The 23183-nt window shown below is 69.1% G+C and carries 48 protein-coding genes; 2 read left to right on the top strand and 46 right to left on the bottom strand.

Annotation, left to right across the window (positions count from 1 at the left end; all coding sequences use genetic code 11):
- Positions 1-19: 19 nt before the first annotated feature.
- Positions 20-1114 (bottom strand): hypothetical protein, encoded by a 1095-nt coding sequence (locus tag MED01_RS20630; protein ID WP_238670191.1) that lies wholly within the window; start codon positions 1112-1114, stop codon positions 20-22.
- Positions 1114-1752: an endonuclease domain-containing protein gene (locus MED01_RS20625; RefSeq protein WP_238670190.1), complete on the bottom strand. Its 639-nt coding sequence runs from the start codon at positions 1750-1752 to the stop codon at positions 1114-1116. The genes MED01_RS20630 and MED01_RS20625 overlap by 1 nt, the downstream gene beginning before the upstream one ends.
- A 189-nt stretch (positions 1753-1941) precedes the next feature.
- Between MED01_RS20625 and MED01_RS20620 the strand changes: the two genes are divergently transcribed.
- Positions 1942-2205 carry a hypothetical protein gene (locus MED01_RS20620; RefSeq protein WP_238670189.1) on the top strand — a complete coding sequence of 88 codons (264 nt, stop codon included), beginning with the start codon at positions 1942-1944 and terminating at the stop codon, positions 2203-2205.
- Between the two features lie 231 nt (positions 2206-2436).
- On the opposite strand, the gene MED01_RS20615 is transcribed toward MED01_RS20620, so the two are convergent.
- From MED01_RS20615 to MED01_RS20500, 24 genes are all read right to left on the bottom strand, one after another.
- Positions 2437-3321: a hypothetical protein gene (locus MED01_RS20615; RefSeq protein WP_238670188.1), complete on the bottom strand. Its 885-nt coding sequence runs from the start codon at positions 3319-3321 to the stop codon at positions 2437-2439.
- Positions 3321-4454: a DNA polymerase III subunit beta gene (gene dnaN / locus MED01_RS20610; protein WP_238670187.1), complete on the bottom strand. Its 1134-nt coding sequence runs from the start codon at positions 4452-4454 to the stop codon at positions 3321-3323. Before dnaN ends, MED01_RS20615 begins: the two co-directional genes overlap by 1 nt.
- Before the next feature lie 136 nt (positions 4455-4590).
- Positions 4591-5274, bottom strand: coding sequence for a helix-turn-helix domain-containing protein (locus MED01_RS20605; RefSeq protein WP_238670186.1), 684 nt, complete (start codon positions 5272-5274; stop codon positions 4591-4593).
- Positions 5274-5546, bottom strand: a complete 273-nt coding sequence (locus tag MED01_RS20600; RefSeq protein WP_238670185.1) for a hypothetical protein — start codon at positions 5544-5546, stop codon at positions 5274-5276. Before MED01_RS20600 ends, MED01_RS20605 begins: the two co-directional genes overlap by 1 nt.
- 65 nt (positions 5547-5611) lie before the next feature.
- On the bottom strand, positions 5612-5884 hold the full coding sequence (locus MED01_RS20595) for a WhiB family transcriptional regulator (RefSeq protein ID WP_238670410.1): 273 nt from the start codon (positions 5882-5884) through the stop codon (positions 5612-5614).
- Positions 5885-5916: 32 nt separating this feature from the next.
- Entirely contained in the window at positions 5917-6171 is a 255-nt protein-coding gene (locus MED01_RS20590) for a hypothetical protein (RefSeq protein ID WP_238670184.1), read from the bottom strand.
- A 37-nt stretch (positions 6172-6208) separates the two neighbouring features.
- Positions 6209-6544, bottom strand: a complete 336-nt coding sequence (locus MED01_RS20585) for a hypothetical protein (protein ID WP_238670183.1) — start codon at positions 6542-6544, stop codon at positions 6209-6211.
- Positions 6534-6767, bottom strand: coding sequence for a hypothetical protein (locus MED01_RS20580; RefSeq protein WP_238670182.1), 234 nt, complete (start codon positions 6765-6767; stop codon positions 6534-6536). The genes MED01_RS20585 and MED01_RS20580 overlap by 11 nt, the downstream gene beginning before the upstream one ends.
- Positions 6760-7227, bottom strand: coding sequence for a hypothetical protein (locus tag MED01_RS20575; protein ID WP_238670181.1), 468 nt, complete (start codon positions 7225-7227; stop codon positions 6760-6762). Before MED01_RS20575 ends, MED01_RS20580 begins: the two co-directional genes overlap by 8 nt.
- On the bottom strand, positions 7224-7697 hold the full coding sequence (locus MED01_RS20570) for an ASCH domain-containing protein (protein ID WP_238670180.1): 474 nt from the start codon (positions 7695-7697) through the stop codon (positions 7224-7226). The genes MED01_RS20575 and MED01_RS20570 overlap by 4 nt, the downstream gene beginning before the upstream one ends.
- A complete protein-coding gene (locus tag MED01_RS20565; RefSeq protein WP_238670179.1) occupies positions 7694-7924 on the bottom strand; it encodes a hypothetical protein in 231 nt (76 codons plus the stop codon). Before MED01_RS20565 ends, MED01_RS20570 begins: the two co-directional genes overlap by 4 nt.
- Positions 7924-8391: a hypothetical protein gene (locus MED01_RS20560; protein WP_238670178.1), complete on the bottom strand. Its 468-nt coding sequence runs from the start codon at positions 8389-8391 to the stop codon at positions 7924-7926. Before MED01_RS20560 ends, MED01_RS20565 begins: the two co-directional genes overlap by 1 nt.
- Positions 8388-8693: a hypothetical protein gene (locus MED01_RS20555; protein WP_238670177.1), complete on the bottom strand. Its 306-nt coding sequence runs from the start codon at positions 8691-8693 to the stop codon at positions 8388-8390. Before MED01_RS20555 ends, MED01_RS20560 begins: the two co-directional genes overlap by 4 nt.
- Complete coding sequence (locus MED01_RS20550) at positions 8693-9136, bottom strand: hypothetical protein (protein WP_238670176.1); 444 nt, start codon at positions 9134-9136, stop codon at positions 8693-8695. The genes MED01_RS20555 and MED01_RS20550 overlap by 1 nt, the downstream gene beginning before the upstream one ends.
- A complete protein-coding gene (locus MED01_RS20545; protein WP_238670175.1) occupies positions 9133-9669 on the bottom strand; it encodes a hypothetical protein in 537 nt (178 codons plus the stop codon). Before MED01_RS20545 ends, MED01_RS20550 begins: the two co-directional genes overlap by 4 nt.
- Positions 9666-10220 (bottom strand): hypothetical protein, encoded by a 555-nt coding sequence (locus MED01_RS20540; RefSeq protein WP_238670174.1) that lies wholly within the window; start codon positions 10218-10220, stop codon positions 9666-9668. Before MED01_RS20540 ends, MED01_RS20545 begins: the two co-directional genes overlap by 4 nt.
- Positions 10220-10621, bottom strand: a complete 402-nt coding sequence (locus MED01_RS20535; RefSeq protein ID WP_238670173.1) for a hypothetical protein — start codon at positions 10619-10621, stop codon at positions 10220-10222. Before MED01_RS20535 ends, MED01_RS20540 begins: the two co-directional genes overlap by 1 nt.
- Entirely contained in the window at positions 10618-11856 is a 1239-nt protein-coding gene (locus tag MED01_RS20530) for a recombination directionality factor (protein ID WP_238670172.1), read from the bottom strand. Before MED01_RS20530 ends, MED01_RS20535 begins: the two co-directional genes overlap by 4 nt.
- Before the next feature lie 17 nt (positions 11857-11873).
- Complete coding sequence (locus MED01_RS20525; RefSeq protein WP_238670171.1) at positions 11874-12920, bottom strand: hypothetical protein; 1047 nt, start codon at positions 12918-12920, stop codon at positions 11874-11876.
- Positions 12917-13138 (bottom strand): hypothetical protein, encoded by a 222-nt coding sequence (locus tag MED01_RS20520; protein ID WP_238670170.1) that lies wholly within the window; start codon positions 13136-13138, stop codon positions 12917-12919. Before MED01_RS20520 ends, MED01_RS20525 begins: the two co-directional genes overlap by 4 nt.
- On the bottom strand, positions 13135-13281 hold the full coding sequence (locus MED01_RS20515) for a hypothetical protein (RefSeq protein WP_238670169.1): 147 nt from the start codon (positions 13279-13281) through the stop codon (positions 13135-13137). Before MED01_RS20515 ends, MED01_RS20520 begins: the two co-directional genes overlap by 4 nt.
- Positions 13281-13532, bottom strand: a complete 252-nt coding sequence (locus MED01_RS20510; RefSeq protein ID WP_238670168.1) for a hypothetical protein — start codon at positions 13530-13532, stop codon at positions 13281-13283. Before MED01_RS20510 ends, MED01_RS20515 begins: the two co-directional genes overlap by 1 nt.
- Complete coding sequence (locus MED01_RS20505) at positions 13532-14173, bottom strand: zinc finger domain-containing protein (protein ID WP_238670167.1); 642 nt, start codon at positions 14171-14173, stop codon at positions 13532-13534. The genes MED01_RS20510 and MED01_RS20505 overlap by 1 nt, the downstream gene beginning before the upstream one ends.
- Positions 14170-14445, bottom strand: coding sequence for a hypothetical protein (locus MED01_RS20500; protein WP_238670166.1), 276 nt, complete (start codon positions 14443-14445; stop codon positions 14170-14172). The genes MED01_RS20505 and MED01_RS20500 overlap by 4 nt, the downstream gene beginning before the upstream one ends.
- A 135-nt stretch (positions 14446-14580) precedes the next feature.
- On the opposite strand from MED01_RS20500, the gene MED01_RS20495 reads away from it, so the two are divergent.
- Positions 14581-14802 (top strand): helix-turn-helix transcriptional regulator, encoded by a 222-nt coding sequence (locus MED01_RS20495; RefSeq protein ID WP_238670165.1) that lies wholly within the window; start codon positions 14581-14583, stop codon positions 14800-14802.
- A gap of 268 nt (positions 14803-15070) precedes the next feature.
- Here MED01_RS20495 and MED01_RS20490 read toward each other — a convergent pair whose 3' ends face one another.
- The 20 genes from MED01_RS20490 to MED01_RS20395 all read right to left on the bottom strand — a co-directional run bounded on the left by MED01_RS20490 (position 15071) and on the right by MED01_RS20395 (position 23163).
- Complete coding sequence (locus MED01_RS20490) at positions 15071-15289, bottom strand: hypothetical protein (protein ID WP_238670164.1); 219 nt, start codon at positions 15287-15289, stop codon at positions 15071-15073.
- Positions 15282-15707 carry a DUF3307 domain-containing protein gene (locus MED01_RS20485; protein WP_238670163.1) on the bottom strand — a complete coding sequence of 142 codons (426 nt, stop codon included), beginning with the start codon at positions 15705-15707 and terminating at the stop codon, positions 15282-15284. The genes MED01_RS20490 and MED01_RS20485 overlap by 8 nt, the downstream gene beginning before the upstream one ends.
- Positions 15700-16239: a DUF1643 domain-containing protein gene (locus tag MED01_RS20480; RefSeq protein ID WP_238670162.1), complete on the bottom strand. Its 540-nt coding sequence runs from the start codon at positions 16237-16239 to the stop codon at positions 15700-15702. Before MED01_RS20480 ends, MED01_RS20485 begins: the two co-directional genes overlap by 8 nt.
- A 5-nt stretch (positions 16240-16244) precedes the next feature.
- Complete coding sequence (locus MED01_RS20475) at positions 16245-16586, bottom strand: hypothetical protein (protein WP_238670161.1); 342 nt, start codon at positions 16584-16586, stop codon at positions 16245-16247.
- Complete coding sequence (locus MED01_RS20470) at positions 16583-16891, bottom strand: hypothetical protein (RefSeq protein WP_238670160.1); 309 nt, start codon at positions 16889-16891, stop codon at positions 16583-16585. The genes MED01_RS20475 and MED01_RS20470 overlap by 4 nt, the downstream gene beginning before the upstream one ends.
- Complete coding sequence (locus tag MED01_RS20465) at positions 16881-17258, bottom strand: hypothetical protein (RefSeq protein ID WP_238670159.1); 378 nt, start codon at positions 17256-17258, stop codon at positions 16881-16883. The genes MED01_RS20470 and MED01_RS20465 overlap by 11 nt, the downstream gene beginning before the upstream one ends.
- The gene (locus tag MED01_RS20460; RefSeq protein WP_238670158.1) at positions 17255-17857 is read right to left on the bottom strand and encodes a hypothetical protein; all 603 of its coding nucleotides are present in this window, start codon (positions 17855-17857) and stop codon (positions 17255-17257) included. Before MED01_RS20460 ends, MED01_RS20465 begins: the two co-directional genes overlap by 4 nt.
- Positions 17854-18162: a hypothetical protein gene (locus MED01_RS20455; RefSeq protein ID WP_238670157.1), complete on the bottom strand. Its 309-nt coding sequence runs from the start codon at positions 18160-18162 to the stop codon at positions 17854-17856. The genes MED01_RS20460 and MED01_RS20455 overlap by 4 nt, the downstream gene beginning before the upstream one ends.
- Position 18163: 1 nt before the next feature.
- Positions 18164-18433 carry a hypothetical protein gene (locus MED01_RS20450; protein WP_238670156.1) on the bottom strand — a complete coding sequence of 90 codons (270 nt, stop codon included), beginning with the start codon at positions 18431-18433 and terminating at the stop codon, positions 18164-18166.
- A gap of 33 nt (positions 18434-18466) precedes the next feature.
- Positions 18467-18838 carry a hypothetical protein gene (locus tag MED01_RS20445; RefSeq protein WP_238670155.1) on the bottom strand — a complete coding sequence of 124 codons (372 nt, stop codon included), beginning with the start codon at positions 18836-18838 and terminating at the stop codon, positions 18467-18469.
- A gap of 202 nt (positions 18839-19040) precedes the next feature.
- Positions 19041-19256: a hypothetical protein gene (locus MED01_RS20440; protein ID WP_238670154.1), complete on the bottom strand. Its 216-nt coding sequence runs from the start codon at positions 19254-19256 to the stop codon at positions 19041-19043.
- Between the two features lie 223 nt (positions 19257-19479).
- The gene (locus tag MED01_RS20435; RefSeq protein ID WP_238670153.1) at positions 19480-20283 is read right to left on the bottom strand and encodes a hypothetical protein; all 804 of its coding nucleotides are present in this window, start codon (positions 20281-20283) and stop codon (positions 19480-19482) included.
- Entirely contained in the window at positions 20243-20842 is a 600-nt protein-coding gene (locus tag MED01_RS20430) for a VUT family protein (RefSeq protein WP_238670152.1), read from the bottom strand. The genes MED01_RS20435 and MED01_RS20430 overlap by 41 nt, the downstream gene beginning before the upstream one ends.
- A gap of 89 nt (positions 20843-20931) precedes the next feature.
- Positions 20932-21111: a hypothetical protein gene (locus tag MED01_RS20425; protein ID WP_238670151.1), complete on the bottom strand. Its 180-nt coding sequence runs from the start codon at positions 21109-21111 to the stop codon at positions 20932-20934.
- Entirely contained in the window at positions 21108-21296 is a 189-nt protein-coding gene (locus MED01_RS20420) for a hypothetical protein (protein WP_238670150.1), read from the bottom strand. Before MED01_RS20420 ends, MED01_RS20425 begins: the two co-directional genes overlap by 4 nt.
- On the bottom strand, positions 21293-21544 hold the full coding sequence (locus tag MED01_RS20415; RefSeq protein WP_238670149.1) for a hypothetical protein: 252 nt from the start codon (positions 21542-21544) through the stop codon (positions 21293-21295). Before MED01_RS20415 ends, MED01_RS20420 begins: the two co-directional genes overlap by 4 nt.
- A gap of 119 nt (positions 21545-21663) precedes the next feature.
- Positions 21664-22446 carry a phage antirepressor KilAC domain-containing protein gene (locus MED01_RS20410; RefSeq protein WP_238670148.1) on the bottom strand — a complete coding sequence of 261 codons (783 nt, stop codon included), beginning with the start codon at positions 22444-22446 and terminating at the stop codon, positions 21664-21666.
- A complete protein-coding gene (locus MED01_RS20405; RefSeq protein ID WP_238670147.1) occupies positions 22443-22619 on the bottom strand; it encodes a hypothetical protein in 177 nt (58 codons plus the stop codon). Before MED01_RS20405 ends, MED01_RS20410 begins: the two co-directional genes overlap by 4 nt.
- Positions 22616-22930, bottom strand: a complete 315-nt coding sequence (locus MED01_RS20400; protein WP_238670146.1) for a helix-turn-helix transcriptional regulator — start codon at positions 22928-22930, stop codon at positions 22616-22618. Before MED01_RS20400 ends, MED01_RS20405 begins: the two co-directional genes overlap by 4 nt.
- Entirely contained in the window at positions 22927-23163 is a 237-nt protein-coding gene (locus tag MED01_RS20395; RefSeq protein ID WP_238670145.1) for a helix-turn-helix domain-containing protein, read from the bottom strand. The genes MED01_RS20400 and MED01_RS20395 overlap by 4 nt, the downstream gene beginning before the upstream one ends.
- Between the last annotated feature and the right edge of the window lie 20 nt (positions 23164-23183).

Genomic DNA, 23183 nt, shown 5'->3' with positions numbered 1-23183 from the left:
CGGCTCATCTCGTCCAACGTCACTGCACACCGCCTGTCGGGAGGGCCAACCAGCCGCGCGCCTTACGAGCCTCCGCCGACTCCCGCACAACCTGCTGATTGGCGAGGGGGGCGGTACCGCGGGGCTCGTAGCTGCTCGGCAGGGCCGGCGTGGACCCCTGCTGCTCACGGCGCAGTCTGGCGAGAGTGCGGTCGAGGCTGCTGGTGCTCGGAATGCTCTCGCCGATGGCGTCGAGTCCGCGCTTGACCTCGATGTCGGTGTAGCCCTCCTCCAAGAAGGGCTCAATCAGGTTGCGAAGGATGACCGCCGGGTCGACCTTCTTGCCCTTGGCGACGACTGGCGTGCCCTGGTCTTTGCGATACCTGATCCAGTCGCGGGCGACGCCAAAGGCGCGTTGGGTGACAGTCGGCTCCGCACCGCCCGCCTCTACTTCGTTAGAAGTAGAGGTAGTACCGGGTACGGGTACGGGGCTCACGCCAGCAAGGAGCAAGTTGCTTGGTTTGCTTGAAGCACTTGCTTGACAGCTAACGTCCGTTTCCGCAGGTCCAGGCGTTTCGGACTCGTCGAACAGCGGCGGCTCGTCCGGGCTCGGCCGGTCCGGCTTGCGTCGGCCGGCAGGTTGCTTCGGCTTTGCTTGGCCGTTTGAAGCACTTGCTTGGTTTGCTTGGTCTTGCTTGGGTTCGCCCTGTTTGCGGCGATCCGCCGAAACGCGTCCGCCCTTCCGGCCAGCCTCCCGACGCTTCTCCGACAGGTCCGGGGGCGTGCCAGGCGTCAGCCGGTCCCGAGCAGGCGGCCGGTACTCCTTGGCGTGGTGGAACACGAACCCCGCCGTGTCATCCGGCAGGTGGGCGTAGTCCTCGGCGCAGTCGGCGCACTCGCTGCCACGTTCATGCCACAGGCCGAACCGCACCAAGGCAGCCGCCCAGCGTGCACCCAATTCGCGGTCACACAGCAGGGTCGCCGGCTGGTGTGCTGGCACGTAGCCGGGCCACTTCTGCTTGGCCGTCCAGGTGTTCGCCAGCAGGTGCAGCGACAGGGCGCCGGGCTCCTCGAACACCACCCCGGTCACCTTCGGGTTGGTGTCGAAGTGGTCGTCGTAGCGGACCCATGCCATCAGCCAACGCCCCCTGTCGGAGACGCCCAGCGAGGGAACGGCTTGATCGGCGCCGCGATGTCGATGTCGTGCCAGCCGCGCAGGAACATCCAGACCAGACGGAAGATCGGGCGGTAGTCGCGGACCGCAAGGCGGCGCGAGAGGTCGGCGCGCTCGAACTTGGATCCGACTCGACGGAGAGCGAACTCAGACGGGGCCGACGAGTACTCGGCAAGGCGCGCGACCTCACGCCGATCGTGGCGGCTCAGGTCGCTAACCGAGATGTGAAGACGCGGGTCGTGCGCAAGGCAGAGCCCCTGCCTTCGCAGGTACCAGGGCTCGATCAGGTACCGGCGGGTTCGGTCGTCAATGGCCCGCTCGCCCGCGTCGATGCGCCGCATGTGCCCGGCGTTGCACGCTGGGCAGAGAAGCCCTCGGATCGCGCCGATACCTAGCTCGTGGTCGTGGTCGATGTTCATCCATCCGTGGGCGTCGCCGCAGAGGGCGCAGCGACCGTCGTGGTCGCGCCGCAGTTCGGTGTAGTCGCGGCAACTGAGCCGGTACGACTCGTGGGTGGTGCAGGTGCCGTGGAAGAGGGGTGCCATGCGGGCGGCCCGGCGCTGCTCTCGCGCCTGTCGAAGGGTGTTGCTCACGTCCACCTCGCAGGTCATGTGACTTCGTTCGTCTGGTTCAGGTCGGGGCTAGCCCCGACAAGTCCGCCGGGTATCACCCTACATCATGTCGTGATGTAGGATCACTACATGGATACGTTAACTGTTAGGCCGCGTCAATCGCGACACCGGTCCGCGTCTTTGGTCCGTGATTCCGGGCGTGGCACAATCCGCCCCATGCCGCGCCAACTCCGCAAGGTCAAGGACACCCCCGAGCTGCGGGTGTTCGACGCGACGGTGCGCGACTACAACACGGCCGAGGCGCGGCTGTTCAAGCTGCGCGACAAGCTGGTTGAGGACGCCATCGCGGCCATCCGGGCGGGCCTGTCGATCGCCGAGGCCGCCCGCCGTTCCGGCTACTCCCGGGAGCACCTGAGCCGCCTCTACGCCGACGCGAACAAGCGGGACGGTTGGGTCAAGCCGCCCGAGCAGACCGACTAGCCCTCTCACGCCACGTCACCCGGCCCGGTCACGGCGCCGGGTTCTTGTGCTGCCCCCGGCTTGCACTTCTCGCACCGCCACCCGCAGGGGTACAGGCGTGCAGGCACTGCCCCGCACGCGGTCACCCCGGCAGCGCACGGCTTGGTGAGCGGCGCCGGACGGGCAGCGACAGGGCGTCGAGTGTCGAGCTGGGTTGCGTTGGCGCTCATCAAGGTCACCTCCGGGTGGGTGTCAGGCCGCGGTAAGGGCGGCCGGCGCTGGCTTGCTGGCGTGGTAGGTGACGGTGCTGCCCGACATGCGCAAGGCTTTGCCGATGACGTGGATGGGCATCCCGGCGGCCAGCCCCTGATGCACGGCCGTCCGCTTCTCCAACACGGTGAGGTGGATGCGCTCCCCGTTCAGGGCAAGCTCGATCGCGATCTCATCCACCCAGTCACCCCGGTCGGCGGGTGTTTGCGGGGTGGCGTCCGGGTTGTCGATGTCGTCCCAGGCGGCGAGGGGATGCCAGCCTTCCCGCAACGCGTGGGCGTGCGCCCGACCGGACTTCCCGCGTGACCCGTGGAGCCGGGCTGTTAGGGCGGTGATGCGGTCATGCCAGTCGGTGCTGATGGTCGGCGCCGTCCCGGCGCGCCACCGCCGCACCACCTCCGGCAGGGCGGGCAGCATGGGGGCGAGGTCCATGGAGCTGTAGTGCGCCCATGCGAGGGCCTGCAACCGGCGTGCGGAGCCAACCGACAGGGACAGGCCGTGGGCCAACGGTGGCGGTGCGGGACGAACCGCGAGGATCCCCGCGACGGTGCTCGGCTGGCTGCTGCGGGTGGTTCCGTCGCCGATGTCACTGATCGTGGAGAACGACACGCCTGCCTTTTCGGCGATGAGGCTGAGGGACATGTTGTGCTGCTGTTGGAGGTTGACGATGTGGGCGCGGGCCTCATCGACGGGGACGCGCGCCGGGGGCAACCACCCGAACGATGCGGCCTGGTAGCGGGCGCGGGCCCGCACCCGGGCCCGTTCCTTGCATTCGGTGCACCCTGCGACGTAGTAGGTGTGCCGGCTGCACCGCTGGGGGAGGGTTCCGCCTTCTTTGAGGCGCCGCGCGAGGGCGAGGGTGCTCATCAGCGGGACACCCGAATCGGCATGATCAGGTAACGGTGGCTGGGGGTCGGCTCACCCTCTTCGTCGGCGGGTGAGATGACGGCCGGCTTGAATGCGTCCACGAACCCGATGTGAGCCGTCGCCGTGCCGAGGCCGTGCAGCCCGTCGATGAGGTATTGCGGGTTGAACCCGATGGTCAGCGTGTCCTGACCGGCGTAGCTGCCGATCTCCAGGGCCTCGGACGCGCGGGCCTCCTCCTGCCCGCCGGCCTCGACAACCACCCCGTTGTCGCCCGCCGTGAAGGTGAGCAGGACGGGGGTGGTGCGCTCGGCGACCAGGGCGACCCGCTTCACGACCTCGATGAGCGACGCCACCGGCACGACTGCGGCGGACGGGTACGTGGCGGGGAACAGGGAGCGGACCGGTGGGTAGTTGGCACCGTCGAGCAGCCGGGAGGTGGTTTTGCGGTGGCCGATGGCGAACCCGATCAGCCCGAACCCGTTGGGGTCGTAGCTGATGTCGACGGTGCCGGCGCCCCACGTTTTGGCGGTGTCGGTGAGCACCCGGGCGGGCACCAGGACGTCCGCGTTCAGGTCCGCCGCAGTGGGGGTGATGGTGATGTCGCGGTGGGCGAGCCGGTACCGGTCGGTGGCCAGCAGCGACAGGGTGTTACCCCGCAGTTCGAGGCGAACCCCGGTCATCATGGGCAGGGTTTCGTCCCGGCCGGCGGCCATGCCCACCTGGGCGATGGCCTGCGCCAGTGCAGCAGCGTCGGCGGTGGCCACGGTGGCGGGAAGGTCGGGCAGCTGCGGGTAGTCCTCCACCGGCATCGTCGGCAGGGTGAACCGGGCGGACCCGCAGACCAGTTCCAGGTGGGTGCCGACTGATGCGAGGCCGACGGGCTTCTGCGGCAACGACTTGGTGATCTCCGCCAGCAGTCGGGCGGCCACCACAACGGTGCCGGGGTCGGTGACGGTGCCGCGTGCCCACCCTTGGGTGGACACCTCGTAGTCGAACCCGGACACGGTCACGCCGTCGTCGGTGGTGGTCAGCTTCACCCCGGCCAGGATGGGCACGGACGGGCGGGTGGGGGTGGCCTTCGCTGCGGTGGCAACGGCGTCGGCGAGCGCGTCACGCTCAACGTTCAGCTTCACGGGCGGGCTCCTCGGGTGCGGTTGCGGCGCCGGTCGGCCCGGTTCGGTACGGGCTGCGGTCGGCCGGGCTGGTCGGTCCACGGCTGAACGCCGTACTGACGTCCGACGCGAAGCAGTGCGAGACGGTCGGTGAGGTTCATGCGGCAGCCTCCTGACGGCTGATGGTGGGTTCGTTGATGCGGGAGGCGGCCGGGGCGGTGGACTCACACACCCGGCATTCCTGCCCGAGCGCCACATGCCGGCGGCGCGCGCTCGCAGTGCCGCAGGGCAGCACCTCGTTCGGGTGGAACCGGGCACCGCGGCTGTCCCACCCGGACTCGACGCCCAACCACAGGTGACCGCCCAACGTGCGGCAGTACCGCTGGCAGGTGCCGAACAGTGGGATGCCTTTGCTGCGCTCAAACTCGCTGATCACGTTTTCGGTCTTCCCCAGGGCGGCAGCCACATCGGCCTGCCTGAACCCGCACGCCTGCCGGGCCGCAACCAGGTTCGCCATGAGCTGCCGCTGGTCCCACACCAGCGCCGCCTCCGGGTCGGCCGGGCGGAACAGGGTTTCGGTGGGGTCGTCGTACGGGCCGCCGGGAACATCGGCTGGGAGTAGCAGCAGGCGGTGGCCGAGGCCGGCGGCGATACGGCGAGCCACTGAGATCCGCGAAGGTTCTCCCCGTTCGAACCCGGCGATCACGGTTTGGCTGGCGCCGATCCGCGCGCCCAGGCGTGCTTGGCTGATGTCTGCGTCGCGGCGGATGTTGACGAGCAGGTTCCGCAAGTTGATGCGGGCCGCCCGGTCGTCGGGGTGCAAATCGGTGGGGGTGAGCATCAGTGGCCCGCCGGGGGTTGGAACACGACGGGGCGCAGCGCCGGGTTTTCGGCGAGGATCAGGTCGGACAGCCACCGCCGGCCCGGCTTGGTGGTTTTGACGCTGCCGTCGGCGTGCAACTCGACCAGCCCGCGCTCCGCCGCCTCGTACACGGCGTCGTCGATGACGGTGCCGGTGAGCCGGTCGGCGTACAGCCAGTCGGGGTTGATCTCGACGCGGCCTTTGCGGATCAGTTCGAACAGGTCACGCAGGTGGATGTCGGTGACGGTCATGGGCGTTTCCTGGTTCTTGGGTGCGGGGCCCGCCCCGGTGGTGGGGCGGGCCATCGTTGCGGCGGTCATTGGGCGGCCCGCAGGACGCGGAGGCCACCACGGCGCTTGACGGCGCGGCGCTCGGCCTCGGACATGCCACCCCACACGCCGTCGTCGGCTCCCGACTCCAGCGCCCACGCCAGGCACTCGTCGGTGACGGAACAGCGGCGGCAGACAGCCTTGGCCTGCTCGATCTGCATCAGGGCGGGACCGGAGGTGCCGATCGCAAAGAACAACTCTGGATCTTCGTCCCGGCAGATCGAGGCGTGCCGCCAGTCCCGTGCGGGCTCACTGTCAATGCGGGTGGAGGCGAACTTCGCCGAGTGGCGGGTCACAGCGCACCCCCAGCGCGCTGGTTACGGCGCCACGACCAGAAGTCCCGCAGCGACCACGACGCGACCCGCTTGCCCAGCAGGTACGTTTCCACGCAGTCGTTGGTCTTGTGCACCGGGCACGCACCGGACATGTGGGCGATCCACGTTCCGGCGGTTGTTTGCTCGACGATCGCGAGGTGCCCGTCGCGGAGGCTGGTTGCGCAGGCGCGGAAGGTCAGCACGTCGCCGCTTACTCGGTCGCGCAGAGCCATCACCGATCACCCCGCTGGCGCTGGATCCGCTGCGGGCTCACGCGGTCACATCCGCCGAGTAGCTGCCGTCAGCGTTCTTCCACTCCGGGAAGCTGCACCACAGGCACTGCCGGTGGGAGGCGATGTCGTCGCCCGGATCGGCGTCGTACACCCGCCAGTGGTGCTCGCACGACTCGTTCAGGTACTGGCTGAGGTCCCGGCTCAGGTCGCCGAGAACGCTGCCGGACCGGGCGGAGATGGCGAGGGCGCTCTCCAACCGCCACAGCCAGCGCCGGTCAACCGGGGTCGCGCAGGGCTGCCCGTCGGGGTCGGCGTCGGTTTGCAGCATGATGGGGGCGCGGTCACGCCAGGTCGTGGTGGTGTCAGCGGCCATGGTCGGCCTCCTTCGGTGCGGTGTGGTTGGGGTTGCCGCCGGCACGCTGCTCACCCAGTTCGGTGGCGGCGCGGGCCAGGGCGGCGGAAACTTCCAGCGCAGCCCACGGGGCGAGCGGCCGGCAGTTGAGGTAGATGACGTCGTCGACGCAGGTGACGGTGTTGCCGTTCGCGGCGTACGGCAGGACGCTTCGGTTGGCGGCGATCACAGCGGCGTCAGGCACCGGGCACCTCCGACAGGTCCGTGATCGTCAGCACGACCAGCCCGAACGGGTGCAGCGTCTTCGCCACCACCGGCCCGATCTTCGGGGCGGTCAGATCCAGGAACTCGGCCGTGTCGTCCGGGATGACACCCCAACCCATCTCCACCCGATGACCGGGACGGTTGAGCAACTTCACCCGCTTCTCAGGGGCGAGCGCGTCAATGCACGGCTTGATGACGTCGCTGTAGTAGTTGGGGGCGTCACGGCGACGGTTCGTGGTGAACCGCAGCTCAACGTCCACGCGGATCTTCGTCAGCCCTCGGGGCAGCTTGGCGAGGGCAATCCGGCCGTACGCCGTCTCCCGCCACGTCTTGCGGCGCCGGGAGATCTTCGACCAGTGCTCCCGGCGGTTCGACGTCTGCATGGGGGTTGGGGCGGGGATCGCCACGGTCCAGGTGCGGGTGTCGGTCATCGTGGTCACCGGGCCACCTGCTTGGGGATCTGCCACAGCACCTGCGCGGTCACGTCCTCCGGCGGCGTCCACAAGCCCAGCGCACCCCGTGCGGGCACCGGACGGGGCAGCGGCCGAACATCGGCCAGCACCAGATGCACCGCCCGCACGACACTCTTCGGCCCGTGGTGCCAAATCTCACCCCACGGCGCGCAGCAGCCACCGCCGGCCGCGTAGTGAACGTCGGTCAACTGCGCGACGGCGATGACCGCCCCCACCCCGGGCTGCTCGTGGGCGTCGCGGTGCGGGGTCAGCAGGTCGGCCACCCGCCGGTCTGCGAACGCGTCAACGTCTACCGTCTTGCCTTCGTGAATGAGCAGGATGCCTCGGTGGCTGGTTCCGGCACCCCGGTTCTCGACCCGCTTCGCCCCGGGCTGGTTGGAGGCGATGCAGCTCGACCAGGGCCGGCGGATGGTGATGGCGCGAACGTCGGCGGTCATCGGCCCGCCTCCCGCACGTCGAACCGCAGCACAACCTCGTCGTCCTGGGCGTACACGCGCAGCCACCCGCCGTCATTCGGCGTGGCGTCCTCGGGCAGGTTGTGCACCCGCCGGTAGGTAACCAAGGCCACCGCCCACGCCTTGTCGAACTCTTCGGCCGGGCATCCGGTGGGGACAGCCCACTCGTAGGTGCGGGTGGTGTACTCGCGGGAGTCGAAGATGGCCATCAGACGCCACCGCCCCGCGTCGGCAGGTCGTCCACGTCCGCCGCCGCAGTCAGCACCTCAACCAAGGCTTCGCCGTCGCCGGTGAACACCCGCTCCATCAGCGACGGGGCACGGTCCGGGTCCTCGGGCTGCCCCGGCAGCACCTTCGAAAACCATGTGCCGCAGTGGGCGCAGAACCCGGCGCCGTTGGTGTACTGGCGTGCCTCGAACGGGCCGTGCTCCGGGTGGGCGGGGCAGGCGGTGAGCGTCTGGTACTTCGCCCAGCAGGCGTCCTCAGCCTCAGCGACCGTTGTTCCCTCGCCCCGCAGGAACGTGTCCGGGTTGCTATGGAACGCCTCGACGAACGCCGTGCGGTAGTTGCCGTCGGAGGCGAAGACGACGCCTCGGCTGCCGCCTTGCAGGAACGTGTCGTCGGGCCACGGGTGCTGGGCGACGGTGTCAGTGCGGAGGATCACGCGGCCGGTCATCCGGCGTTCACCGCCTCAGCGTCGAGGCCGAGCGCCCACCGCAGTCCGGCGTCCCGGTCGGCCACCCGCACCCCGCTGTCGGAGTTGTGGCGGGCGAACCACTGGCCTTCCACCGACGGACCCCACACGAAGCTGTAGTTGCAGCCACCCCGGTACAGGGTGACGTGGTGGTCGTTGTCGTCCACCCGCAGCTTCGCCGCCTCGAAGAGAGGCAGGAACTCGTCAGGGATCGGGTCGCTGTAGTGGCGGACCCGCACGGATACGAGGGGGCCGCGCTTGACGATCGTCTTCGGGTCGGCCATCAGACGTTCACCGTCGCGCGGGCTTCGCCGAGCACCCGGCGAATCTCCCCGACCGGGATCTCGTCGCCATCGTCGAGTTGGTCGCCGTCGGCGCTCATCAGCAGGGGAGTGATCGCTGTGATCTCAGCGCCGGTGGCGTAGCGGATCTCAACCAGCGGGCACGGCGCGTCTTCGGGCGCGTCATCGTCCAGCTCGGCGGCGTGGTCGCACTCGCCGTTGATGCAGAACAGGTCGCCGTACTGGTACTCGGCCGCCTTGACGATCTTGCGCAGGTCGTCGTTGTCCGCCTTTAGGTCGGCGAGCACCAGGCCGAGGGTCTTCAGCGCGTTCCGGGCGGCGGCAAGCTGCTCGTGCAGGCGGTTGGCCCGGTTGAGCGCGTTGCTGGCGGTCTTCCGGTGGTCGATCGCGGCTTGGGTCATGGCAGCCAGGCCGACGGTGGTCATGCCGCCACCCCGACGCCCTGCGCGGCAGCCGCCACAGCCTCACGGGCTGCATGCCACTCCGACAGCTTCCGCCGATCCCAGGTGCAGTCCCCGTCCGGCTCCGTCGGGTACATCGCCCACACCGTGCCGTCGTGCTCGAACAGGCCAGGTGTCGCCAGGAACCAGCGCAGATCCTCACCGTGCTTGCAGAACCGGGGCAGCCCGTTGGCCTCCATCACCGCGCGCATGTCCGGCGGCTGGTGCGCCTCCAGCCACTGGCGGGCAGGGTCGCCCGGCTTGCCCCGGCGCGGCACCAGATGCCCCTCAGTCTTCGAGTACCGCCACCCCTGCGGCGGCTTTTCCGGGTCGTCGGCGGACAACCCAACCACCTCGGGAGCGGAGGTGCGCCGGTTGACGATCAGCGCGCCCTTGTTGTTGCCCAGCTTCTCGGCGTCCTCGCGGGCGCGGCGGCCCATGTCGTCGAAATTCCTAGCCGTCTCCGTGTAGGCGGTGACAACGTCGGGGTCACTGGTGGAGTACACGTGTTCGGTCATGCGGACACCTCCGAGGTGTGGTTGGGGGAGTGCGCCGTGAACCCACCGGCCGGGGTCAAAATCACCCAGCCGTGGACGGCGTGAAGAACAGGCATCAGGGCCGGGTTGTCCGACTGGCGGATCGCCCAACCGAAGTCGCGGGCCTCAGCCCGGTGGCTCTCGACGTGGTGGTGGCATCCGGTTGTCGCAGACCCACACAGCAGGATCAGGGCGGCGGGGCTGTTTGTGTCCTCGCGGCGGCTACCGCCAGCACCCCGAGCCCGCCGGTGCTGCAACGAGAAGTCCAGGCCCCGCACACCGCCGGCAACAGGCTTGCCGCAGCGCACGCAGCAACCCCGGTCACGCTCGATGACCAGCGCGACCGTCGCGGCGTCCGGGCCGGTGTTCTTGGCGGGCTTCCGATCCAAGGCGGCGGCGAACCGGCCACCCTCAGCACGGTTCAGCGGCGCCCCGACCGGCAGGGTGGAGAACGGGTTGGTGTTGCCCTGCTCGGCCAACTGCTGGCGGCGCTTCGCGGACATCGGCGCGAGGCGGGTGCGGCGCTCCAACATCAGCGTTCACCCGTCCCGGCCATCGAATACGCCAGGTTCACTGACTTCGCCAGGGTGGCCACGATGACGCTCTGATCCCGCAGGGTGCGAAGGTGATCCTCCGCAGCCTTCCGACGGGCCTCAGCCAGGTCGTACGCCTCACGCTCGGCGGCGCACTTCTCCTCGACCCACGCGTCCCGCTCGGCGGTCGTGTGCCCACCCCGCGAAACCTTCGGGCACTCCCCAGACAGCAACGCCCCCCGGTGCGCCCGCTCGAACGTGTGCTTCGCAGACACCTCTGCGTCACGGACCTCCGCCAACGCGGACTGGGCGTTGGTGAGGCTGTTGACGAGGGTCCGCAACTTCCGTTCAACGCTGACCGGTGTCAGGGGTGCGTACTCGACCTGCTCCGGGGCGGTCACTGGATCTCGCCCTTGTTCACCTCGGCGAGGAATGTCGCCATGTGGAAGCCGTTGATCTCATCGGAGGGCTTGCCGAACCGGGTGCAGATCCGCTGCTCCAACGCCTCCGCGTTCCACTTCCGCTCCCCGGCCGCCGCCTGAATCTGCACCCACAGGGCGTCCGGGTTCGGCTCCATCTCGGCGTCGACCGGCTCACCGGCAGGCACAGGTGGGGCCGGAACATCGGTCGGCGCGGGAGTCGACGTCGGGGCGCCCTCGGCAGCAGCAGGCTTCGGCGGGTCCAGCTCGGCGGCGCGCGCCTTCATCGCAGCCTTAGCCGCCTCCGTCAGCACCCCGTCCTTACCGGCGTTGCCCCACAACTCCTGCAACTGCTCGATCGTCTTCTTGGCCGGCGCCACCCGAATCACGTCCGCCTCGGTCAACTTCTCGTCATCCACCTCGGCAGCGGAAGCCTCGATCGCGGCGAGCTGCCGGGCGGTTACCTCACGCCGGTCCGCAGCCCGGAACGCCTCCAACATTGCGTCCGTGCCGCCCTCGATCTGGCGGGCGCTCACGGCGTCCACAAAGAGCTGCGGAACCATGAACTCGTAAGTCTCGATCTTCTCCTGACCGTTCTTGATGATCAGGTGCTTTTCCTTGTGCGGCACCATCATCAGCCAGGCCGGAACGCGTGCATTGTCAGGCAGAGAAGCGATCCAGTCGGCGATGTGCCCACCGAGGCCCTTCGTTGCGGCATTGATGCCGTGGCTGTCGACGCGCCACACACCGAAGCCGGGAACGTCCGCGAGCATCACCGAAGCGCGGACCGTCGGCTTGCACACCTCGCCCGGCTTAAGATCGCGCCCGCTGGCCCGTGCGGCAGCCCGAACAGGGGCGCACATGCACGGGGTGTTCCGCTTCGACTCAGTGATGCCGTCGCAACGGCGCTGCATCACGCCGTTGCCCCACATCTCGTACCAGGGGTCGATCTTCTGGCGGGCCACGTAGACCGGCACCTTGGAGACGTCGGTGATGACCTCGAACTCCGGCCCCGACGCGCCCTGCCAGTTGCGGACCTCCCCGCCGTACTGGCGGGCCACCTCGTCGATCAGGTGACGGGCAGCAGACGTGAACCGGAGTGTCGCCAGCTTCTCCGGACGGACCTTCCCGTTATTGGCGGGCACGCGGTGGCCCAGACGGATGCGCCCAACCTCGGCGAGCTGCTTCTGACGTTCCTTCAAATCGTTCAACGGCATGAGTTGTCTCCTCAGATTCAGGCGGCGGCCGGGGCCGGCTCAGTAGTGGGAGCGGCGGCGGCTTCCTTCGCGGCCTTGCGCTTACGGGCGGCGATCGTTTCCGGCAGTACGAACGTGTGAGAGCTGACCGCGGCCGGGCCCTCTTCGATCAGCCACTTCGTCAGGCCGAGCGCGTACAGGAACCCGCGCCGGTAGGTGCGTTCGGTGGTCACGGCGAGACGGGCGCTGACACCGTCCGGACGCAACTGCACGATCAGTCCGCCGTCCGTGGGCAGCATCGGGTGCTCGATGTCGGAGTTCTTGAACCGAAGGATCGGGGCGTGCCGGTACCCGGTCAGCTGTAGCGCCTGCTCCGGGTAGAACTCCGGCCCCTCGCCCTCGCGGGACTTGAAATCCACCACCAAATCAACGGTCAGACCGAGCTTCGCGGCCTTCTTCGCCGGGATCAGCGTCACCCGTGACACCAGCTTCGCGGCGGCCTGAGTGGCGTCGGCGTTGAACCGCACCACCCCATCGGTTGTCCCCGCGTACCCGGCGCCCCGGTTTACGACCAGCGCCTCGGACACCAGGAACGACTCCGGGGTCAACCCGTACTCGGCAACGAACGCTTCGAACGCCTTCACGTACGGGGCGATGTCCTTGTCGTGGGGCTTGATCTCACCCGTGTACGACCACCACTCGGCCACATCGTGGGCGCGGGTGCCCTCATCGGCGCGGCGGGCTGTGTTCACCTTGTGCCGGTCGGCCAGCCAGCGGCCCACGCACGCCTTGCATTCCACACAGGGGCACCGGTCGCACCGTTCGGTGCGGTCGTGGTCGCACCGGCTGTAGGTGTTCCCGCACGGCTTCAACCGGGACGCGATGACGATCGCGGGCAGTTCGGCGAACACCGCCTTAACGGCCTGGTGGGCGGCGTACTGCATCAGGGCGTCTTTGGCGATGACCCCGGTGGCGGTGGTGGTGGAGATGAGCCGGTGGTCGCCGATCAGGTAGAAGCGACGGTCGTCGGTTTCCTCCACCCCGTGGAAGACGGGACCGATGCGTTCGGCGGTCTGGATGCTCACTGGTCGCACCTCGCGTCGATCGCGGCGTCGTAGTCCAGGTCGTTGGTGAGGCACGCCGGGGTCGCCAGGCACGCGGCCAGCAGCGACGCCACCGGGGCGCCGCACGTCGGGCAGGTGGCCTGCCCATCGACGGGGGACGGGCCGCCCGGCTTCCACGGCGGCATCGGCAGCGGTGGAACCTGCGGCATCGGGTTCGGGTCGGCGAGGGTGACAGTCACTGGTCCACCTCGTCGACCAGGAACCCACACGGCGGCAGGTCACACGTCACGCAGCCGTCCGTGTTGCGGGCACCATCCGGGTCGACTGTGCAGGTGCACTGCGGGTCGACGACCTCACGCAGCAACTCCACCTCGGCGGACATCAGCGGTCACCACCCAGCTCGACGCCCTCACGCGCGAGGTAGGCAGCGACGTCGGCGGCGGTTGCGGCCCGCCCGAACGAGACAGTCGCGCCGCTCGGCAGGCGCGCCTCGAAGCGCCAATCGTGCTCGGGCAGGTTCGGGAACATCTCGGCCGTCTTCTCCGCGCCGTACATCTGCCGCGCTTCCTCGGCGACATCGACCAAGCGCATCGGGACGGGCATCTGCCAGTCCTCGGGCTTCGTGTCGAACATCAGCGCTCACCGCCCTCAGCAGCGAAGGCAGCCGCATGCCGGTCACCCACGGCGTGGCGGAAGATCAGTCGGTGGTTCAGGTACACCTGCCAGCCGAACGCCGTCAGCGTGTACTCCCGCTCGTAGCCGTGGTTGACGTGACCGCCCTCCGCCAAGATGCCCTTGTCCCGAAGTGCATGGATGGTCTGCCGGTACTGGTGCTCGCCGCTCAGGTGCCCCGTCGAGGTGGAGCCCTTACCGGCGTTGTAGGCGAACCGTTCGATTTCCTCGGCCTGCAACGCGCTCAGCCGCACACCCTTCGGCGTGACCGGCTTCGCGTTGGGCGTTGGGATCGGCTTGGCGGCGGCCTCCGCTTCGGCGACCAGATCAGCGGGGGCATTCCACGGCTGCCGGTGATTAGCTCGCACCACCTCGCCGTACTTGTGGCGCTGGTCTTCTGACCAGTCGGCGGTGCGGCCGGTGCGCGCCTTGTGGGTGGGAACGGGTCCGCCGTTGCCGCCGCCCGTGGACTGGCATTCGCGGCCAAACCCGGCCTTGCACTTCGGGCAGATCACCGACGCGGCGGCCATCCAGTAGGCGCGCGACGCCCGGTAGTTCGCTCCGGCGATGGCGATCGGGTCGGCCGTGGTCGGGGCGGTCACAGTCGCTGACCGCCCGTCGGCCTCGGCCCACGCAGCGCGTGATCCAAATAGGCGCGTACCGCAGGGTGGACGGACTCGCCTGCGTCGTAGGTGATGTCCCCGGCGTCGCTGACGGCTCGGACGAGCCTGCCGAGCGAGCCCCGGTTGTCGCGGTAATCGGCGAGTTGGATCCGCAGCGACTCAAGGCCGAGCGCGTTGAACTCCGACCGCAGGGCAGCGACCAGTGCTACGTACGACGGGTTCTGCTGCTCTGCGTTACTGACTTCGGGCATGCGTCATCGACTCCGGAGGTAGGAGGAATCCGCAGGGTGGGCACTGTTTGCGCCTGCTCGCCCCTGCACCACTAGCTTAACCCAAGAGTGTTGGGTTAAGCTAGAACTTAGAGTGTTGGGTTTATGGAGGGGTACATGACCAGTCGCGAGGCAGCCGCACTGCTCGGCGTCGACCTCAAAACCATGTACACCTACCGGCGCGACGCAGAGAAGATCGGCTTTCCCAAGCCGCAGACCTTCGGCCGCACCCTGCTCTGGCGCGAGGCTGAGCTGCTGGAATGGCGCAAGACGCACCCGGCTCGGCAGCGTAAGAAGGTCGACACCAACCCCGGCCCGGACGAGGGCTCCGACGGCTGACGCGTTCACCGCGCACCCGCCATCTCGGCCGCCCACCCGGCCAGCAACCCGCGCCGCTCCGCCAGCTTCCCGACGCACGCCGGGCACCATGACAACCCGGCCGGCGGCACCAACGGCATCGGATCCAAGATGATCGGGTCTGACCGGCGGCCAGCCCAACCGGGCACACCGCACAGCCCCTGCCGACCAGCGAAGTTGCCGTCTTCCCGCATGATGTGCAACCGGCAAACACGGGTTGACCGGTAGCCCCGGTAGAAGGCGCGGGCCATCAGCGGCCACCGCCCCGAGTCAGCCGGTCCCGCTGCTCCCGCAGGACGCTTTCAGCCCGCCACTGGAAGACACCGGCCAGCAGGAAACCGAGCCCGGTCCCCACCACAGAACCGGCGAGCGGCCAGCCCTGCGCGAGGGCACCGGCACCGCAGGCGACCAGCGTCACGCCGGTAGCCACCCGATCAGCGGCGGAAAAGGCACGGGTGCGATCAGCCACCGACACCCACCACCAGCAGCGCCGCCACGAACAGGCACACGATGTGAAGGCTCTGATCGGCCAAGTACGGGCCGTGCAGCGGGGTTTGTGAGGCGGCGAACGCGCGCGACCCGGTGTGTTCGAGGATCCAGCGCACCGGCCACCGGCGGTCAAGGAACCCGTGCGTGACCGCCGAGAAGACCAGCCCGACCGCGCAGCCCTGGAAGGTGAGGGGCACGCCAGCAGCGACCAGCCCGAGCAGGGCTGCGACCATGCAGGCGTGGTAGCCGAGCAGGTGACCGGCCATGGCTCGCACACCCAACCAACCCGGCCCGGCCTTGTGCTTGGCCTGCCAGTCGGTCTGAGCCACGTGATCGCCCACGTGATGCCCGGCGAACAGGGCGCAGAACACGGCGGCAATGACGGCAGCCTCAGCCACGACCATCACCGCCCGGCCACGTCGTCAGCTTCGTAGCGCCCGGCACGTACAGCGGATGCCGGGGGTGCCCTTCCTTCGTCGTGCCGAGACACACCAACTCCCGGCCTGCGGCACGCACCAGCTCGGTCACCTGGGCGGCCCGATCCTGGTAGGTGGCGTGCACACCCCACGCTGCGACGACCGGGCCCGACAGCCGCCCCAACCACTCGGCAATGACCGTGTCGTTGTCCGGGCCGACCGGGTCCGGGTGCACCTTGAGCGCCGCCGGGTCGGTTGACCGCAGCGCAAAGCAGTTCAGGACGAGCAAGCCGCCGAACCCCCATCTGCGGGCGAAGTCCATGCACCTGGCCACGGTTCGGTCGACCTTGAACGCGTCTGCGACCGAAGGGTTGAGCATCAGGAATGTGACGCCCGCGCCATTCGGCTGCCACCTGCGGGTCAGCGAGTACCGCCAGGTGCGGCACGCCGAGAACGTCGCGGTCGACCCGCCGAACAGCGACGGGGCTCGGTCGGTTACCAGATGGTCAGCCACGGCACTCATCGGCTGGCCGAACGCGGCCGTGGCACTCGCGGGTGCACCATCGTGGCGTCCGGCTCATCCGAGCGCAGCGCGAACAACTGGGTGGGGGCGTCGTCGTTGGCATAGGCGGCGTCTTGCAAAGCCGTCAGCCGGTCGTTTTGGCAAGAGTTCGCCCGGCGCTGCGGACCCATCACCGGGTGCCAGTAGCCCGGCGGCGGACCCACCTCGGCGTGAACCTCAGCCCGCACCCGCCGGCCACCGAACACGCACAGCAGCAACCCCACGGCGCACACGATCAGCACCCCGCCGGCTGTGAACCCCAGCGCACCCGGGTTGATCCACTGAACGGCGGCCGTCACGGGCGTGTCTCCGCCGGCTCGATGACCTGCGTGTCGTCGTTCGACCGGTGGTACTGCGGGGCGTGGATGGTCGCAACCACACGAGGTCCCGAACGGCGGGGGATCTCCCACGTCTTCAAAGCCTCGGGCGCGTCAACCTCAACCGGGGTCGGGGTGGTGTCCGGCTTCTCCGGCCAGAACACCCACGCCGTGACAGTGACCGCGAGCAGGGCAACGAGCATCCCCACCCCGACAGCCACCGCGTAGTCGGCGGCGGTAATCGTGTAGACCTCGATCGGCGTGGCAGCGTGCAGCTCAACGGACATGGGCGGCCTCCTCAGGCTTGGCAGTGAAAGCGGGGGACAGGCACCCGCGAAGATCAGCCGCAAGGTCCGGCGGCAGACGGTCGGCGAACTGGTGGGCGGCGGTATTGCGGTGGATGACCGTGTTGCTCCACGCCCGCTCCCGCTGGATCTCCGCGATCAGCGACTCGTTGGCCGCGTTCAGCGATTCCGCTTCACGGCGCAGCTCGGCCACGTCGGCGCGCGCCATCTCCAGCTCAAGTTCGTGGCGGGCGTCATCACGGCGTTTCCGCCGGGCCGCCCACTCCACCTGCTCCGACAGGGACACCACCCGGGCGGTCAGATTCGCCTGGGTGGTGAACCACGCCCGTAGGCAGCGAAGCCACCTCATCGGGCACCGTCCCGGCGGGTCGGCACCAACGGCATCCAGCCGGTGCGGTCCGGGTCCGCCAACCAGGCGTCCTGCTCGGCGCGCTTGCGGTTGATGTCATCCCACGACGGGCGCTCCACCACCTGCGCCACACCAACCGCACGGGGCTTCACCGCTAGCGGAGGCAGACCGGCGGCGATGAACTCCTGCTGCACCTGGGCGACCATCGCCTCCGACAGGTCAGCGCGGGCCTCAAGCTGGCGCCGCACCTCACGAGGCGACCACCCCTGTGTGTGCGTGTGCTTCCCCGACGACTCGGCGAACCGGTCACCGCGGCCCACCAACCCACGCAGCACCGTCCGCGCATCCGAGGCGTACCCCCGCAACCGGTCCGCCCGGGTCGGGGTGGGTGGTTCCGTGGCGGTCGGGAACAGGGTCGACTCCGAGCCGGTGGCGTCACCCCACGCGGGGCCAGGCTGGGGCGTGGATCGGGGCGCCGACACCCGGTTGATTCGGGAGTGCAACCACATGGCGAGCAGCAGCAGAATGCCCACACCCACCAGCCACATCAGGACAAGGCGGGTGCTCGCGTCAGCGACCGGACCGGCAGCGGCGATCATCGGGCCACCCCCACCGGCAGGTACGCGGCCTCGATCTGCGGTGTGACAGCCGCCAGGTCGTCGAGGCCGGCGATGGCGTCGAACCACAGGCGCATCTCCCAGTGGATGGCGTACGCACCCTCAATGCCCGTCGGGTAGTCGAACCGCTCGGGCTGGGGGCGGTCGGCGGGCAGGGTCAGCAGCACCACCTCGCGGTCTTGGCGGCGGGGGCGGGGGCCGGCGAACAACAACGCCACCGACATGACCAGCAGCCCGGCGGTCACCGCGTACACGATCACAGCGGGGTCGTTCAACAGGCCGCCCATGTCAGGCCACCCGCTGCCGTGTGAACCGGGCCGGCACCACGTTCGTGTCCGGCGCCCGGTGGCGGCCATCGCGGGGTGTGTACCGGCGGCCCTCGTTCACACCGGGCTCACCCGCACGGGGCAGGCGAATGGTCGGCCCGTCGATCTCCCGCACCCGCGGGACACGAACGGTGGCACGGCCGGCGGCCATGGGCAGCACGTTCGCGGGCAGGGGAGCGGGGGTGAGGGCTTCTCGGATTGCGTTGTGCAACTTGCCGGTCAAACGAGTCAACAGGTTCACTGTGGTGCTCCCCTCAAGGGACGGTCAGGGATTGGTGGTGGTGCGCTCCGACACCGGCACGCGCAGTGCGGCCGTGTCGGGCTTGCGGTCGACGGCAGCCCAGTCAGTGCGCGGACGATCAACGTCGGCGAACCGGGCGGCGTGCCGCCGGTCGTAATAGGTCGTCAGCTCGTCGCCCAGCCGGAACACCTCACCGCGCGACCGCTCCAACTCGGCGCCCACGGTGATCAGCGCCGCCGACACCACGGCCAGGCGGTGCAGCAGACGCCACCGGCCAGCCAGCACACCGAGCGGGAACATCAGGGCGGCGGCTGGCAGCCACAAGTCGGCGACAGCCAAGGCAACAGCAGCAGCGAACACGCTGCCGGCCGCGTAGCAGGCGAACCGGGTGCTCACGACGCCAACACCGGGCGTGGGGCGGCAACCCGGTCCGTGACCTCCCGGAACGGGCTCAAACAGTGCAGCCGGTTCGGGGTGTGCAACCACTGCGACGGGCTCGACCCCGCCACCACCAGCCGCACAATCGGCTCCCCGCAGTACGCGCACGGGCCACCACACTGATACCGGGCACCCAAAGGCGGCTTGGTCAACGCCCGGGTCACCGCACACCACCCGGGGCAGGCCGCTCAACTTGCAGCAGGACCCCCGCGATCAAAAACTGGGGCAGGAACACCGCCGCCAACGCCACAACAACCGCGCCCTGCGGATCGAAATCAACGTTGAGGACCGCAGCCGCGGACAGCGGCGCAACCACACCCGCCACAAGAGCGGCAGCCGACGCAGCCAAGCAGCGGCGCACCATTCGGCGGGTCATCGGACGTCACCAGCAGGCCGCCGAGCGGTCAGCACCGCCCGCCTGAACCCGCAGTTAACGCACCTCGGCTGCTCGCCGCCGTCACAGTTGCCGCAGAACCGCCGCCCGTCAGGCTGCACAAAGGTGTCGCCCGCACCGCTGCGGACCTTGCCGCAGCAGTCACATCGGGCTGCGCACTCTTCCGCCTCGTACCAAGCGATTGCCTGGCTCAGGTCGACAGCCATCACGCCACCGCCGCAAAATCGAACAACTGGCCCTGACTGAAAAGGTCGTCTGGTAGGCCACGTTGGGCATGCTGGGCGGTTGTCGGTCGCTGCTCGGCGCGCATCCACCGGAAGTCGTCCGGGTACAGCCAGCCGAGCAACCGGATCAGGTTGATGTCCGGACCCTTCGCGATGTACGTGCCGTCGCCGGAGTCGACGCCCATCTCCCGTGCCCGCCGGATGCGCTTATCGGAGTTGACCCGACCCATGTGCACCCACTTGCCGCGCCGCTTCGCCTCGGCGGTGATAGCGGCGGCCATTGCGGAGACCTTCCACTCCTCCATCCGCACACGGCAGCGAGGGCACGGGTTGCCTCGGGCTTTAAGGTCGCGCAGCTCGGCGAGGTCCGGCACCAGCCCGCAGGGCACACACTCGACGATCCCGGCCAGGAACACGGCGTCGATGTAGTCCCACGGCATGTCGTCGGGGGTGGCCCCGTTCTGGGCGCAGAGGGCGACGCGGCCGACGACCTCGCGGATGGGCCGCAGCATCGGCCACGACCGCTCCAACGTCGCCTGGTGGTCGGCGACGACGTCCGGGGCAACGGCGAACCGGCAGCGGGACCGGTAGTCGGAGAGTTCTTCGAGCATCCGCAGGTAGCCCAGGTCGCCGGGATACTCGTCGGAGTAGATGCTGTTGTCGACGATGAACGTGACCCACTCCTCGTACCGGTTGCCGGCTGCGGGGGTGACGATCTGCCCGAGGTAGTCGGCGCGCATGGCGTCACGCACTCGCTCGGTGGAGGCGGTCCCGAAGTACATCACCGCTGGTCACCTCCTTGCGGGGCTTCTCGACCAGGAAGTACAGGCCGGTGACGATGAGGCCGATGACGAACTTGACCGCCGTCTGCGCCCACCAGCCGCCGACCGGGAACCCGGCGATCCACAGGAACAGGACACTGTCGATGGGCGCGGCGACGAGGTTGGACAGGATCCACGCCCCGGCTCGGGTGCGCTCTCGCAACCAGATGAACACCCGCATGTCGCTGCCTTCGGCGAACAAGCAGCCAATACCGGATGCTGCGGCGATCCGCCACGGCTGCGGGTGGTCCGTGAGCGCGTAGGTGAGCAACGCAGAGATAACCGAGCTGGCGGCGATCGCGGCGAAGACTGCCGCCCTGCCACGCGACTTGCCGAAGGTTTTGGTAGCCACCTCGTGCAAGGCGTCGCGGAAAACGAAGGACGCACCGAAGGCGAGAGTGCCTGCCGTGACTTCAACAGGCGGCCAGCCGATGACGCCGACCCATGCGGTGGCGAGGTTCGCGGCAACGATCGTTGCGATGTAGGCGGCGCCGAGAAGGGCGGTGCGCTGGGTACGGGTCATCGGGAATCTCCTGACAGGCTGAGGGCGGGGGGAGCGGTTGCGGGCTGCGGGAACGTCACGCGCCTGCGCTCCGACAGCGGGTGGATCACTCACGCGGCGTCACCGCCACCGACCACGAACTCGACCCGGCGCCGACCCGACCGCACCGACTGAGCAGCCGCGTACCGGCCCAGCAGCCGCAACGCCGCCGGCACGTCTTCGGCCTTGAACGGCAGCACCGTCGGCGGGCGGCCATCCGTCGGCACCAGGCGCAACAGTCCGGCGGTCATACGACCTCACCGCCGTTCAGCAGCAGCAGCGCCGACACCAACACCACAGCCGCCACGGCAGCACACCCGAGAATCCACACCCACTGGCGCCGGTTCTCCATCCGCTGCCACTCCGCGTGCGACGCGCGGGCCTCCGACTCGTCCCACGACGGCACCGAATCCCCGGAGATGCGGCCGGTGGTCACGCGGTCACCTCGTGCCGGACCGGCGACCACCGGGCGTCCTCGATCCAGGTCAGCTCAGCAGCCGGGTTCCGGTAGGCGACCTGCCCCCCGGCGCACTCGCCATACGGGCAGCCGTGCTGCGGCACCGGGTGGGCGAGGGCGTGCGCCCGCTCATCGACGGTTACGCGGGCAATGTCGGCCACCGTCTCCGCAGTCCACGCCGCGTCATCCGACGGGCCGGGCAGAACACGGGTAGCGGTATCGGCCAAACGGTTAGGTTGGTCTATCGTTGAAGTCGTCATCGTCATCCGAAGTCCTCACTGTGGATCGGGTGTGGTGATGGAGCGGCAGGCGCTCACCGGTGGGCCCCGGTGGGCGCTCGCTCATGTCAGGGGTCGATCTGCGGCACGCTGGTCGCGCCCAGGTGGCGGTGCAGTTCAGCGATGCCCTTGGCCGTCACACGCACCTGAGGCGGGTCAAGGACCAGTTCGCCGGTGCGCGGGTGATAGTGGGAAGACGGCAACTCAGACAGCCGTCCGGCTTCGATGTGCTGCTGATAGACGCGCCAGCGTTGGTCGCCGCGCTGCCGGTACAGCCAGCCCAGGTCACGGAGGACCGTGAACAGGCGGCCCTGACCGAGTTTGATCACCGGGTCGCGGCTGAGAATCTTCGCGGCGTCACCGACGGAGAAGTCACCATCAGCGGACGCGAGGGTGTCCCACGACTCGGCCTTGAGGGCGGCGACGGCCAGCTGCGCTTGTGCGGCGTCGCGCTGCTCGACCGTGGACGCCAGCTCCCGCAGAGCCGCCGCGTACGTCTGCGGAAGCGCGGGAGCCTGTGGCGCCTCGTAGCGTCCGGTTGATCGGATCGCGGGCAGCACCTCGTTGGTCACCCAACGGCGGAACGACCGCGCCTCCGGCTTCCGCGACTGGAAGACCAGCTCGTACAGCCCAGACTCGCTGGCGATGCGCGCCTGCTGGGTGCGGCCCATGCCGTCGATGACCTCAGCAGTGCTTAGGTCATCGGCATCGAGACGATTCGCGGCCATCGTCGGGTTGGACAGATCCAGGATCCGGCAGAGGTCCGCGACGACGAACCACGGCTTGCCGTCAAGCGAGAGCGTGCGGATCTGGGTGGCGTCGTACTCGAACACCTGCGCGAGGGTCGTCATCGGCGTGCAGCCTCAGCGTTGGCTTTGGCCCGCAGGTTGAGCAGTTCGAGCACCTGGGGCGCGCCCTCAACAACGTAGGGCAGGTAGTCGCCCACCTCGACCGAGTAGTGGTCGGGCATGGTGAGCAGCCGTTTGGCGGTGCCGGCTTCGTGGACGATCAGGTCGGGGCTCATGCGGCACGACCCGTGAGGCGGCGGGCGTTCAGCCGGCGGGAAGCCGCGCGAGCCTCGGCCAGGGGGTCAACCGGTTCCACCTCCGGTGGCTGCGTCCCCGCCCGCGCCAACGGCTGGGTGGCCCCCTGCCTGCGCGCTTCGAGCAGCTTCTCCACCTGATGCGGGTACATGCGCCGGTGCTGCTTGATGGTGCCGTCGCCGATCGGCGTGTGCTCGATCGTGCCGTTGCGGCAACCGCGCTCGATCGAGCGCAGCGAAAGCCCGGTCAACGCGGCCACCTCGGGCAGTGTCAGCGGCGTGTCGGCGTTCACGCGGCTGCCCGCATCTTGTGCAGGGTGGTGCGGTCTTCGATGCCGAGCGCGTCGCAGATGGTGATGTAACGGGCAGGCGGCACTGTTGGGCGGTCCCCGCGTTCGATCGCCGCGAGGTAGCTGAAGGAGATGCCGAGTTTGTCGGCTAGTTGGACGACGTTGAGCCCGGCGTCCTTGCGGAGTCGGCGGAGCTTTGTCCCGTCGATCTCTACGCTGGCGTGCTCGTAGGTCATGTCCAACACTGTACAACAGT

This window comes from Micromonospora alfalfae (assembly GCF_022230925.1).
GTDB classification, from domain to species: domain Bacteria; phylum Actinomycetota; class Actinomycetes; order Mycobacteriales; family Micromonosporaceae; genus Micromonospora; species Micromonospora alfalfae.
This window is presented reverse-complemented; position numbering and strand designations above follow the sequence as displayed.